The organism is Anabaena sp. AL93, from assembly GCF_001672085.1.
Taxonomy (GTDB): domain Bacteria; phylum Cyanobacteriota; class Cyanobacteriia; order Cyanobacteriales; family Nostocaceae; genus Dolichospermum; species Dolichospermum heterosporum.
The window spans coordinates 1-13,194 of the sequence record NZ_LJOU01000001.1 but is presented as its reverse complement, the minus strand read 5'-3'; the positions used below and the strand labels follow the sequence as shown (position 1 = coordinate 13,194).

The window sequence follows — 13,194 nt, the reverse complement described above, 5'->3', positions numbered from 1 at the left end:
TATAAATCATTGCAAGTAATGAAAGTGAAGCTTCGCAACAATGCAAATTCTTCTCGTACAGGTGTAAATCGTTCCAGTAAGTACATAGTTGTTTATCACAAAAAGGGAGAAACACTAGGGATGAATAAAATATTTAACCCAATTATGAAAGATATGAAAGATAATTCTATTGTTAAAGCCTTTTTAGATTTTATAGCTAGAAATAGAAAGGCAAATCTTGCTACTGCTGATCAAGTAACCACACAAGAAGCGGCTAAAATTCTCAATGTTTCTCATCCTTATGTGATTCAATTATTAGACTCTGATGAAATTCCTTGTCATAAAGTCGAAAATCGTCGCAGAATATTCTATCAAGATTTGATAGAGTATAAAAATATAATTGATGCTAAACGTAGAGAAACTTTAGCAGAATTAGCAAATCAAGCTCAAGAATTAAATATGGGATATTAAATGCAAGCAAGTGGTTTGATAGTTGTTTATGATGCTTGTGTTTTATATCCTGCACCACTCAGGGATTTTTTGATGTGGTTAGCTTTAACTGATTTATTTCAGGCAAAATGGACTGATAAAATTCATGAAGAATGGATAAATAATGTTTTAAAAAATCGTCCTGATCTGACTTATAAACAGTTAGAAAGAACCAAAAATTTAATGAATCAAAATGTTCGAGATTGTTTAGTAACAGAATATGAACAATTAATTGATGAATTAGAACTTCCAGATGCAGATGATCGCCATGTTTTAGCAGCAGCTATTAAAAGTGATGCTGAAATAATTGTATCGTCGTGCTTCATTGCTTACTGAAGGTATGGAAGTTGATCTTGATGAAGAGTTATCAGAGGATTTCATATTTGAATAAATGTTAATGAGTGGATAGATTCATCCTGTCTTTAGTGAAAAATATAAAAAATTGATGATTATCGCTTCTAAGTATGATATTTTCATTTATTATGGAAAAAACAAATTTGTTAATTAATGTTAAGTCAAGAAAAATTTGAAACCCTTATATTAGATCCTAATAAATTTGTTGAGGGTGACATTATATGGGATAAAAATAAAAGAAACCCTCCTGCTTTTGAATTTCGCGTTAAAATCGTATCAGATGAGTCTTATCCACTTATTATTAAGGGTTGGTATAACTCTTTTGCCAATAAGCTTAGTTACGCAATTATTCATCTTGATTTCGGTAATAGAATATACGGTCTAGATTTAGGTGAAGACCATGAGAATCCTGATCGTGTAAAAATAGGTAGAAAGCATAAGCATCGTTGGGTTAATGACTATTTTAATGATAGATTTATTGGAGATAGAAAAGCTTATGTTCCAGATGATATTACTGCTTTAGCCAATGATCCAATAGGAGTCTGGGAGCAGTTTTGTTTGGAATCGAAAATAACACATAATGGGATCATGCAAAGACCACAAGTATTAGCATTAGATTTATGACACTCAATATTTGTGAAAAAATTAATCAAACTATTGGAGGGCTATTTGCTTGCTCACCTGTAAATGAATTTGTGCAAATATCTACTCCTTTTATTCTTCCTGATGGTAGTGTAATAGATTTATTTTTAAAAGAGAAAGAAGAATCCTATGTATTAACCGACTTAGGTGAAACTTTTGGTTGGCTTTATTTACAAACTGCTGCTTATAGCCTATCAAAAAACCAAGAAATAATTATTAAAGATATAGTTATCACTCATGGAATTGAACAATTTAATGGGATGCTAATTACTCGTTTAAAAAAAGATGATAATTTAGCTGATGCAGTTCTTCGTTTATCTCAAGCAATAATTAGAGTTGCTGATACTAATACGAAACTAAAAGTACCAACTTTTGAGCCTATTACTGAAGAAGTAACAGAGTTTTTAAATAAGAAGAACTTAAATGTTGAAAGAAACAAAAAATTTAGAGGAATGTCTGGAACTGATAGGACTGTAGATTTTTGTGTCTATCGTCCTAATGGTAATACTTTAATTAATACACTTAGTACACCTCTTCGTCGAACGGCGAGAATGAGAGTAGATAAAGTTTTTACTACTTGGTCTGAGATTAGTGATTTAAAGGAAAGTAACTATAACTTTATTTCATTAATTGATGATAGTACAGATTTGTGGAATGAAAATAATATCACTTTGTTAAATCTTGTATCTAATGTAGTGAAGTGGTCTAATAGGGATGAGCTTCAGAAGTTTCTTGAATAAAAATAAAAGTCCTCCAGTCGGCTTAAACCGGCTTTTGCTATTAGACTAAAAATTAATTCCCAGACGGTTATTGTAAAATTTGACTACGCTTTTCAAAGCTTTTATTCAGCTAATCAATAAACACTACCAATTAAACAAAATTATGAAATATGTATTGATTATCCATGAAGTTGAAGACTATGAAGCATGGAAAAAGGTTTTCGATGATGCTACCGATATCCGCAAGGAAGCTGGAGAAATAGCATATCAGGTTTTAAAGTACGAAAGTAATCCCAATAAAATAGTGCATTTTTCATCATGGACATCAATAGAAGATGCAAAACGGTTTTTTGAATCTCCCAAACTCGTGAAAATTAGACAAGAAGCTGGAGTTAAGTCTCCTGATTTCATATATTTAGATCAACTAGAATCGGGGACGTTGTAGAGTTATAATCCGTAATCTCACAACCTACCGAAATTTATTTTTATCAAGTACCAAAACTCGACGGGGAAAATTTTTGTCATCATTGACTGGAATCTGCCAAATTTTAATTAAATTATCTTCACCACCACTAACTAGAAACTTCCCGTCAGCACTAAAAGCAAGGGAGGTGACAGCATTACTATGTCCCGTCAATGTTAGTATTTCCTCTCCTGTAGCTACGTTCCAGAGTTTAATGGTGTGATAGATTTGTTCTTCAGAAATATTTCGTCCAGCACTTGCTAAAATTTTACCATCAGGACTAAAAGCAATAGTATTAACACTATTATCTTCTACCATGAGAGTCCGAATTTCTTTGAGGGTTTGCAGATTCCATAATTTAATTGTGCGATACCTTCGGTCAGCGCTTACGCTATCGCGGCTGGAACTTGCTAAAATTTTACCATTAGGACTAAAAGCCACAGCTATAACTGTTTGTGAACTGGTAGCTAAATTCAGAATTGGTGCTTCTTGATTAAGATTCCATAATTTAATCGTTTTATCAAAACTACCACTTGCTAAGGTAACACCGTCAGGACTAATATCTACAGAACGCACCCAATATTTATGACCAATTAAAGTGCGAATTAGCTTACCTGTGATTAAATTCCAAACTTTGATAGTTTTATCATCACTAGCACTAACTAGAATTTTACCATTACTACTAATAGCTAAACTATGAATCGCATCTGTATGACTCTTTAAGGTGTGAATTAATTGATTTGTTTGTAAATTCCAAATCTTAATAGTTTTATCATCACTAGCACTAACTAAAGCTTTACCATTAGGAGTGATAGCTACTGCATTGACATTTTGGGAATGTCCCTGAAGACTAGCAATTTCTTTACCTGTAATGATATCCCATAATTTAATATTATGACATAGACTGTTATTACTTTTTTCGCAATCCCCAGCACTGATAATTAATTTGTCATTTGGACTCATAACTACTGACAAAACTTTGCTTTTATGTCCAGAGAAAGTATTGACTAAAGACAAATTTTTTTCTGATGTTGCAAATGTGGGTGGACTATTGCGAGGTTGACTCCAACTAAATGAAAAGTTAGTTTTTAATTTGCGAAATTCTCGATAACCGGATTCTACTAATGCGAAAGAGACAACTATCCCAAAAATGAAAATTAAATTTCTAACCCAAGTATATTTTGATGAGTGTGGTTGAGAATTTTTTCTAGGTGATTTTATGATTTTATGCTTCGCTGCTGGCAGAATATGATTATGTTTTTTCATCAAATCTCTAATTACTTCATCAGCAGATTGATAACGACTATCTATTTCTTTTTGAAGCAATTTATCTATAATTTCTGATAAGTCTGAACTCAAAGGAAAGCGTAAATACTGCTGCCAATTTTCTACCCAAGCATAACCATATTCCATCCATAATTGAAAAGGAGAAATTCCTGTTAATAGATGAAAACAAGTAGCGCCTAAACTAAATAAATCACTTGCGGGATAGGCTTTTCCATCTCTAATTTGTTCGATGGGAGAATAACCATGTGAACCGATAGAAGTACCATTTTTTCGCTGTACCTGTGCGGTTAATTGTTTGGAAGAACCAAAATCAATGAGTGTTAATCTCCCATCAGTTTTTCGGCGAATAATATTTTCTGGTTTAATATCACGATGAATTACTCCATGTTGATGCACAAATTTGATAATTGGTAATAAATCTAATAAAATAGATTGAATATCCCAATCTTTATAAATTCTTCGAGATTTCAATTCATTAAATAAATTTTGACCATCAATAAATTGTTGTACTAAATACAGACAATTATCTTGCTGAAAATAAGCTATAAGTGTGGGAATTTGGGGATGTTCTCCTAATTCTTGCAGTCGTCTGGCTTCTTCGGAAAATAGTTGAGTTGCTTTTTTTTGTGACCAAGTACCTTGAAATTTTGGTGCTAGTTGTTTAACTACACATAATTCATTTAATTTATCAATATCTTCGGATATATAAGTTCTGCCAAATCCGCCTTCATCAGAAAGAACACGGAGGACACGAAACCGATTTCTCAAAAGTGGCACTAACGGAGTGTGACAAGTTTGACAAAGTTGATGATGATCTGGATTTTGAGGATTTGAACAATCGGGATTTAGACAGCAGATCATGATCTATATGGTGCATCTGCATGATAAAATATATAGATAAACCTAGATTTGACTATGGCAATTAGTAATTATATTTAACCTGGAAATACAAAAGTTACTTTTCTTAAATATGGAAAAGCTGAAAATATCTATTACTGCCAATTTTCTCAATTATAGTTTATCTGAAATTGAAGATAAAGGCATTTTGCCATTATTATGTTCTCTGTGTATTTTGATTAAAAATTACATTTATTTTTTAAGTAAAAACAATTGTTTCTTATGTATATTCTCCCATAAAAATCATTTATTAATCTGTATTTTTATTTACAGATATGTAAAATTGTGATAAAAATTAAAAATATTTTATTGACATTTTGTTTGTAATTATTCAGAGGTGACAAAATCTAATATCTATTCTATTACAGGTGATTAACAAAATTCTCATATCTTTAGTTAGATAGCAGTTATACAGATAAAAACCACTTACCCTGATTATCGTTTCGGATATTGCGTTTAGTGAAAATAAAAGATATTATCTAAATACGATAATATATCACAAATCTAACCATTGTCAGTAACCCAGCCCTAAAGGGACTGAGCCTGCAAGAGAAATCAAACAAGCTGTACTGACCAGACCACCCTGAGCATAGTCGAAGGGTAGCCGTTATTTGAGTCACGACACCCCGGAATGCGAAGCTAGTTCCCTGCCCTGTCGCTTGTGATTAAACAGTTCTAAGGTCACTGGAACAGTGTTACAAGCCTAACAAGCTCTTATAACTGGTCGAAGCTAACATCACCCCAGAAATGGGAGGCTCTTTGGAGCAAAACATTATGCGTACAGAGTTGAGAAATTTGAATCGGTAATTGTCCCGTTGAAAGTACATCACAAAAGTACCCCGAATTTCCCAACTCCAAGGCGGTAATGAAAAAAGATTCAAAGCGGTTAAAACCGCACGAATCGCTTTCCTCTCAGCACTAAAGTGGCTGAGTTTCCCACTTACCGCGAGGTCTTATGAAGAATATCATGCCTGTCCAAAACCAGCCTGTAGAGGCAATTAAGTCTCATTTTCATGTAGTAGAGGAACAGTTATCAATCAAACACCTGGAAAATTTACTCAAAGCTCAACCTTCTCAACCAAAATTAGTAGCAGCAGACGGTCAAGAAATTATTATTCCCGACTCAGTGTATAAGATATTACTTCAAGCTGTTCATGCAATGGCTTTAGGTAAGGCCATTTCTATAGTCCCCCAAGAGCAAAAATTGACAACACAAGAAGCAGCAGACCTTCTTAAAGTTTCCCGTCCTTACCTGATTAAGTTATTAGATCAAGGTGAAATTCCTTGTATTAGGGTAGGAACACATCGCCGTGTCCGTTTTGATGATTTGATGAAATATAAGGAAGAACGAGATACTAAGCGTAGGGAAGGAATTAAGCAATTTACTCAGTTTTTGGAAGCTGAAGGGTTCTATGATGATGAGAGTAGCGAATTAGATCAGTAAAATGGTACTCTCTGTAATTTTAGATTCCTGTGTCATCTACCCTATGCCTTTGTGTGATACTTTGATGCGTGCTGCTGAGGCAGAATTATACGAACTTCATCTTTCACAAGAAATTCTGGATGGTGCTACTCGCAACCTAATAAAAAATGGAAGAATGAAAACTGATGCTCAAGCAGCATACTTTCAAGAACAAATCAAGACAAACTTTCCTGATGCGATGGTGGAAGTACCTTCACAGTTAATAGCAGCAATGACCAACAATCCAAGGGATCGTCATGTTATTGCTGCTGCTATAGTTGCTAAGGCAGAAGTCATCGTTACTGTTGACATGGATGGTTTTCCCACAGAAGCTTTAGCTCCTTGGGGTATTGAAGCTTGGCACGCCGATGATTTTCTGGTGTACCTTGATGAGCAAAATCCAGGAACAATGATTAAAATTATTTGGGAACAGTCTAATGAGCTTAAAGATCCAAAAAGTGTTCCTGAGATTATTGACAAGTTAGAAACAACTAATTTAAATAGAAAGAATAGAGTACCAAAATTTACTCGTACTATTCGCTGCCAATTCTATGGTGACGAAATTGTGCAAAGTGCCAAAAAAACATTAGATAAACTAGGTAAAGTAGCACCAGATGGTGGGCGGTACTATGAAGGTAAGCGATATAGTCTTTGGCAAAAAGGGGAAATTTTAACAATTACTGCTAAAGACAATCGTGATGAGATTCTCAGACTTGAAAATGGCGAAATCGGGGGATATCTTTCATCAGCAGATGTTGAAGCATTCCAAATTTTTGAACAAAGCTTAGAAACACAATTAGAAAAAGCTAAAAGACAGAAAGATAAAACTCCATAACTTAACCTCACCCACAAAATGTTAAATCTAGTAACGTTGAATAGTGGAAAACCAACGTGAAAGCACAAGTATTTAGAGGCGTAAATCAATTATCCTACGAAGAAGTCCCAGTTCCTACCCTAGACGCAGATGAAGTGCTAGTACAGGTGAGGGTTGTGGGTTTGTGTCAGTCAGATATTAAAAAGATTCGTTATCCTTTGTATGAACCGCCCCGCATATTTGGACATGAAACCGCTGGAACTATTGCGGCTGTTGGTTCACAGGTAAAAGGGTGGCAAGTAGGACAACGGGTAGCGGTGATGCACCATATACCATGTATGCGTTGCGCCTATTGCTTAAATGATAATTTTTCCATGTGCGATGTTTATAAAAATATCTCGACTACCGCAGGTTTTAACGCCAGTGGTGGCGGTTTTGCGGAGTATGTGAAAGTTCCAGCCCACATTGTCGAAAATGGTGGCTTAATTCCCATCCCTGATGATATCAGTTTTGAAGAGGCGAGTTTTGTTGAACCCACTAATTGCTGTTTAAAAGCGGTGAAAAAAGCTGAAATTGCACCTGGACAAACTGTATTAGTAACTGGTGCAGGTCCCATTGGGTTAATGTTTATGATGTTGGTGAAGTATTTTGGAGCGAAAGCGATCGCTACTGACCTCTTGCCATCTAGAATTGAAAAAGCTCTAGAAGTAGGCGCAGAAGCGGCTTTTGATGCCCGTGACGCTGATTTATCTACCAAAATTCAAGCTTTAACTGGGGGAATGGGTGTTGATGTCACCTTGTTAGCTGTTCCCAGTGACAAAGCATTTTTCCAAGCTTTAGACTGCACTCGCAAAGGTGGAAAAATTCTCTTCTTTGCGGAGTTCCCAGACGAGTTGACAATCCCCATTAACCCCAATACTCTCTACCGTCGGGAAATAGACTTAATGGGGAGTTATAGCTCATCCTACCGCCTGCAAAGCCTATCTGCGGACATCGTATTTAATCGCCGCATTGATGTGAAAGCCTTAATTAGCGATCGCTATCCCCTCCAAAATTTATCACAAGCCGTAGACCAAGCGATCGCCCCCACGGCGGAAACTTATAAGATTTTGATTTATCCATAGTGGAGGAGTAGGGGAGTAGGGGGAGTAGGGGAGTAGGGGGAGTAGGGGGAGTAGGGGAGTAGGGGAGTAGGGGGAGTAGGGGAGTAGGGGAGTAGGGGGAGTAGGGGAGAGAAATATTCTTTTGCAACTGACAACTGACCAATTTCATGAAGTTTTATAACAAAAATATCATTTTGTAGTTTACGCTACAGAATTTTATGTTCTCATCGAAAATGCAAGCAGGATAGAGGAGATATAATCATATCAATCCTATTCATTTAAGATTCTGTTAAGATTCTGTTAAGATTCTGTAGTTTACGCTACAGATTTTTGTGTTATCATCAGATTGCAGGGAATAGTAAATTATTCCTTAGTAAATAAATACAGGGAGGTAGTGTTATGTCTATTCAAGAAAAAGCCCGTCAACTAATGGTACGTCAACATCAGCAAGCTAAGAATCGTCAACAATCCATGTTAATGCGTGCTGCACAAGAACTTGGTTTGCATGAAGAAATATCTCACTACTGGAATCCCATTCAAGGCAAAATGGACCCCGCTACCCAAACGCTTTATGGACGTAGCCAAGCGACTATGAGTTAAGTGAAAAAGAAAGCCACCCCAGAGGGTGGCTAAAAAATTCACTAGTTGTACGTTAGTAATTGTTGTAATTAGCAATCGTAATACAAGAAGAACTCATAAGGATGTGGACGCAATTGCATTTGCTTAACTTCGTTAGCAACCTTGTAATCAATCCAGTTTTGAATGAAATCTTCAGAGAAAACGCCAGTTTCAGTCAAGAAAGCATGATCATTTTCCAAAGCTTCCAAAGCCAATTCTAAAGAACCAGGAGTAGAAGGAATCTTAGACAATTCTTCTGGTGAAAGTTCATAGATATTTTTATCTAAGGGTTCACCAGGATGAATTTTGTTTTTGATACCATCAATCCCAGCACAAAGCATAGCCGCAAAAGCCAAGTAAGGGTTAGAAGTAGCGTCTGGACAACGGAATTCTAAACGCTTGGCTTTGGGGTTGTCTCCAGAAAGAGGAATCCGCACAGAAGCAGAACGATTACCTTGGGAATAAGCCAAGTTTACAGGTGCTTCATAACCAGGTACAAGGCGTTTGTAAGAATTGGTAGTGGGGTTGGTGATTGCCAACAATGCTGGAGCGTGTTTGAGAATACCACCAATGTAGTAAAGTCCCATTTCGCTCATACCAGCGTACTTGTCACCTGCAAATAGGGGCTGACCATTTTTCCAGATAGATTGGTGACAGTGCATACCAGAACCGTTATCGCCAAAAATGGGTTTTGGCATGAAGGTGACGGTTTTGCCATACTTTCTAGCAACGTTTTTGATCACATACTTGTAAGTCATCAACCAATCAGCGGCTTCAATCAACTTACCAAATTTGAACCCAAGTTCGCACTGACCACCTGTTGCAACTTCATGGTGTTGCTTTTCAATGGGTACGCCACAATCTTTCATGGTTAGCAGCATTTCTGTCCGCATATCTTGAAAGCTGTCAGTGGGAGGAACTGGGAAATAACCTTCTTTGACGCGGGTTTTGTAACCCAGGTTAGGTTTTTCGTCTCTACCAGTGTTCCAACGACCTTCTACAGAATCTACATAGTAGTAACCGGAGTTGGCGGTTTGGTCGTAACGGACATCATCAAAAATGAAAAATTCAGCTTCAGGACCAAAGAAAGCTGTGTCACCAAGTCCGGTGGAAGCTAGATAATCTATCGCTTTTTGGGCAATAACGCGAGGACAACGGTTGTACCATTGGCCAGTACGTGGTTCTTTAATACTACAAATGATACTGAGAGTTGGCTCTTTCATGAATGGGTCAATCCAAGCGGTGTTAGGATCAAGCACCATGGTCATGTCAGATTCTTCGATACCTTTCCAACCCCGAATACTAGAACCGTCGAAAGGTACACCGTCAGAGAATGAACTTTCATCAATCTGGTCTTGGTACATGGTCAAATGTTGCCAAGTTCCCAGTGTATCAATGAATTTCAGATCAATCATCTGAATTTTTTCGTCTTGAATCTTCTTCAAGATTTCTTTTGGGGTTGTCATTTTTACTTTACTCCTGATGTAGCCAATTACCTAATATAAACCCAGAGTCTGCCCAAGCATCCTCACCTTGTTACGCTAACCCAAGTTGTCATACACTACCTGGAATATCGTAAATAGTTAACTTGACCTGATTTTGTCGTGTTTGTTACAGATTGCCTGGATTACAGGTTATGTTAACCTTTCTTTCTTAATCTGTACAAAACTAGAAAATTCATGATCAGGGGTCAACTTTGGCATAAAATCCTTAGATAGCAGATGGATAGTTTTTGTGCCAGTGTCTATTTTATGTGAATTGGCACAGAATCTTGTTGGTGCTTCATGGCAACCAAATTAATATCAAATCATAGATAGCTAATGATTGGGAGAAAAAAGAATGCGTGATGCCGTTACAACTTTAATTAAGAATTATGACGTAACCGGACGTTATTTTGACCGGAATGCCATTGATACTCTCAAATCCTACTTTGATAGTGGAACAGCTAGAGTCCAAGCCGCAGCCGCGATTAATTCCAATGCAGCCGCAATTGTGAGACAAGCTGGGGCAAAGTTATTTGAAGAACTACCAGAATTGATTCGTCCTGGTGGCAATGCTTATACAACCCGTCGCTTTGCCGCTTGTTTGCGAGACATGGACTATTACCTGCGCTATGCTACCTATGCGCTAGTGGCTGGTAATATGAATGTTCTGGATGAGCGTGTATTACAAGGACTCAGAGAAACTTACAATTCCTTGGGTGTACCCATTGGTTCAACTGTTCAGGGTATCCAGATAATGAAGGGTATTGTTAAGGAACAAGTAGCGGCTGCTGGTATTGCTAATACTGCTTTTGTGGATGAGCCTTTTGATCATATCACTCGTGAATTGAGTGAGATTGATGTTTAATTCATAGACCTGGCGATTAGAAAGATGCCTCCGGCACGCTTCGCGAACGCGGCTACACAAACAAAGTCCGCCTTCGCGGACTAAATACATATCGCACTTTGGCTTTTTTGGCAAGGTGCGTTTATTTTTTTTAATAATTGTCAGAATCAGGATTTACAGGATGTTTGTTTGAGTAATGTATTGTATATTACTGGATAGTAGATAAATTTGGTTGTTACATCTACCAATGCTGAGGAGAACATATACTAATGGTGTTTCAGAAAAGGTCTTGGCTGCTGATTTTATTATTGCTGGCATTGGTAGGTGCGATCGCTTTTCCCATTATCCACATATCAAAAACTGAAAACCTATATCCCATGAGTATGTTGCAAAAGGGATATGAAACCAAGACTGAAAACTTATACCCCATCAATTTTAGCGGTAAGGGATATGGATATGTCAACCAGGCTGCACAGTTGGTTATTGAACCTCAGTTTGATAAAGTAGGAAAATTTTCTGAAGGATTTGCACCTGTAATAGTCAAAAACAAATGGGGCTTTGTCAACCTTAAAGGGAACACAAGTATTACCTTACAGAATAATATTGCTGATGAGTCAAATGATAGCAAGCGTGATGATCACAATAAATCTTCAACTGATTTGTCCGAGAATATCTTGCCAGGATTTCTAGATAAAAAACTCACAGACAAGTATCGTGATGAGGATGATATGCTATCAAGTTCTTTTTCAGAAGGTTTGGCAGCTATCAAACTCAATGGCAAATGGGGATTTATCAATCAGAATGGAAAATTAGTAATTCCATATCAATTTGACGAAATTCAAAAGTTTTCTGGTGGGCCAATGACTACAGATAATAATATCAATATCCAAACTTTTATGATCTGCTGTTGGTATTCCTTGACTACGAGCAGAAGCCCAAAGTGTAGATGCTTCTTTTAATAATTCCCAGTCTATAGGTAAAAACGAGATTATTTCTTGGAGTTTATCTAAATTCTGAATACTATTTAAGTGAGGTTTTTTCTGATATTCTAGAATTAGATTTCTTCTAATCTCAAAATCACAAATTTCAGAGGAGCAGATATACACACCTTGTGAAAGCAATTTGTAAAGCCATTCTCTACATTTATTTGGTTCACCGATTTTATTAGGATTGGCAATAATTCCCAATACACTAGAGTCAATAAATACTATCATACTTCTGAATATAATTTTTGTCCTTGTGGTCTTTCAGCATCCATTCTTTTTTTGAGGTTTTCAAAGATTTCTTCTCTTTCCCTAGATTCTTCATCAGAAATATTTTGATATTCCTGTATTTGTTGTGCTAAAATTGCCATTGCCTTTTGATTTTTTTGAAGTTGTTCTTGTTGATTCCATGTTGATTTATGGGTGCTAACTGGGGTATTTTGATCTAGTTTTGATTGCAAAATTATTTTCAGATTTTGAGCATCTGATGATTCTAAATTGATGGGATGAGGATATCCTTCTAAAATGAGTTGATAATCACTATCAATATTATTGTTATTGGGAATTAGGGCAATAAATCGGGTGATGTTGAGGATTTTACCGCTAGGAAGTTCTATGGAGGTGTTCATGGTATTCTCCTTTGTTTCACTAATTATTAAACAGTTCTTTAATTTTATCATGGATATTTTCCAAATTTGATCAAAATAGCCTGTTGCTTTGCCAGGGTTATTCGCGTTAGTGTGGCGTTAGCCATAACTGGGGTCTAGCCGGGATACGCGCAAAATGGGACACGATGCAAAGATTTGTAAATATACTTGCTTTGTAGTTGGACTTAAGATATAGTTTCGGGATTTTATCGTTGAAGCTGGTAACTATATCTTTTCTGGTGGAAATAAATAGAACTCAGTTAAATCAAGTTAAAATTACTAATCTCATCTAATGACTGTGGTATTGCATTCAAGTCAATCAAATAATCGCCGAATCGCTTAATATGACTAGTCATGTATGGACTTAAAACAGCGACATCATCACGGGTAACTAAATGACCTTCCCGCT

Annotated in this window: 14 protein-coding genes; 11 read left to right on the top strand and 3 right to left on the bottom strand. The window is 36.4% G+C overall.

The genetic code is table 11. The features are described 5' to 3' along the window. Nucleotides 1–18: 18 nt before the first annotated feature. The 5 genes from AN486_RS00070 (at nt 19) to AN486_RS00050 (ending at nt 2,628) form a co-directional block, all read left to right on the top strand. Nucleotides 19–450 (top strand): helix-turn-helix domain-containing protein, encoded by a 432-nt coding sequence (locus tag AN486_RS00070; RefSeq protein WP_053540326.1) that lies wholly within the window; start codon nt 19–21, stop codon nt 448–450. Next, nucleotides 451–804, top strand: a complete 354-nt coding sequence (locus AN486_RS00065; protein WP_081424278.1) for a PIN domain-containing protein — start codon at nt 451–453, stop codon at nt 802–804. It begins immediately after the preceding gene. 171 nt (nt 805–975) lie between these two features. Next, nucleotides 976–1,446 carry a hypothetical protein gene (locus AN486_RS00060; RefSeq protein ID WP_053540325.1) on the top strand — a complete coding sequence of 157 codons (471 nt, stop codon included), beginning with the start codon at nt 976–978 and terminating at the stop codon, nt 1,444–1,446. Next, the gene (locus tag AN486_RS00055) at nt 1,443–2,204 is read left to right on the top strand and encodes a DUF1828 domain-containing protein (RefSeq protein WP_053540324.1); all 762 of its coding nucleotides are present in this window, start codon (nt 1,443–1,445) and stop codon (nt 2,202–2,204) included. Before AN486_RS00060 ends, AN486_RS00055 begins: the two co-directional genes overlap by 4 nt. A 142-nt stretch (nt 2,205–2,346) precedes the next feature. Beyond that, nucleotides 2,347–2,628, top strand: coding sequence for an antibiotic biosynthesis monooxygenase (locus AN486_RS00050; RefSeq protein ID WP_053540323.1), 282 nt, complete (start codon nt 2,347–2,349; stop codon nt 2,626–2,628). 24 nt (nt 2,629–2,652) lie between these two features. Here AN486_RS00050 and AN486_RS00045 read toward each other — a convergent pair whose 3' ends face one another. Continuing rightward, a complete protein-coding gene (locus AN486_RS00045) occupies nt 2,653–4,794 on the bottom strand; it encodes a serine/threonine-protein kinase (RefSeq protein ID WP_168636632.1) in 2,142 nt (713 codons plus the stop codon). A 991-nt stretch (nt 4,795–5,785) separates the two neighbouring features. Here AN486_RS00045 and AN486_RS00040 point away from each other — a divergent pair. The 4 genes from AN486_RS00040 (at nt 5,786) to AN486_RS00025 (ending at nt 8,809) form a co-directional block, all read left to right on the top strand. After that, entirely contained in the window at nt 5,786–6,274 is a 489-nt protein-coding gene (locus AN486_RS00040; RefSeq protein ID WP_168636633.1) for a helix-turn-helix domain-containing protein, read from the top strand. A 1-nt stretch (nt 6,275) separates the two neighbouring features. Next, the gene (locus AN486_RS00035; protein ID WP_290598486.1) at nt 6,276–7,127 is read left to right on the top strand and encodes a PIN domain-containing protein; all 852 of its coding nucleotides are present in this window, start codon (nt 6,276–6,278) and stop codon (nt 7,125–7,127) included. Between the two features lie 56 nt (nt 7,128–7,183). After that, complete coding sequence (locus AN486_RS00030; RefSeq protein ID WP_053540319.1) at nt 7,184–8,230, top strand: zinc-dependent dehydrogenase; 1,047 nt, start codon at nt 7,184–7,186, stop codon at nt 8,228–8,230. 378 nt (nt 8,231–8,608) lie between these two features. Beyond that, a complete protein-coding gene (locus AN486_RS00025; protein ID WP_039200542.1) occupies nt 8,609–8,809 on the top strand; it encodes a hypothetical protein in 201 nt (66 codons plus the stop codon). A 68-nt stretch (nt 8,810–8,877) separates the two neighbouring features. Here AN486_RS00025 and glnA read toward each other — a convergent pair whose 3' ends face one another. Then, nucleotides 8,878–10,293 carry a type I glutamate--ammonia ligase gene (gene glnA / locus AN486_RS00020; protein ID WP_290598477.1) on the bottom strand — a complete coding sequence of 472 codons (1,416 nt, stop codon included), beginning with the start codon at nt 10,291–10,293 and terminating at the stop codon, nt 8,878–8,880. A 373-nt stretch (nt 10,294–10,666) separates the two neighbouring features. Here glnA and apcB point away from each other — a divergent pair, with 373 nt between their 5' ends. Continuing rightward, the gene (gene apcB, locus AN486_RS00015; RefSeq protein ID WP_168636636.1) at nt 10,667–11,176 is read left to right on the top strand and encodes an allophycocyanin subunit beta; all 510 of its coding nucleotides are present in this window, start codon (nt 10,667–10,669) and stop codon (nt 11,174–11,176) included. A 356-nt stretch (nt 11,177–11,532) separates the two neighbouring features. Continuing rightward, nucleotides 11,533–12,114, top strand: a complete 582-nt coding sequence (locus AN486_RS00010; protein WP_290598472.1) for a WG repeat-containing protein — start codon at nt 11,533–11,535, stop codon at nt 12,112–12,114. 251 nt (nt 12,115–12,365) lie between these two features. Here AN486_RS00010 and AN486_RS00005 read toward each other — a convergent pair whose 3' ends face one another. Further along, a complete protein-coding gene (locus AN486_RS00005; protein ID WP_053540314.1) occupies nt 12,366–12,767 on the bottom strand; it encodes a hypothetical protein in 402 nt (133 codons plus the stop codon). Nucleotides 12,768–13,194 lie beyond the last annotated feature (427 nt).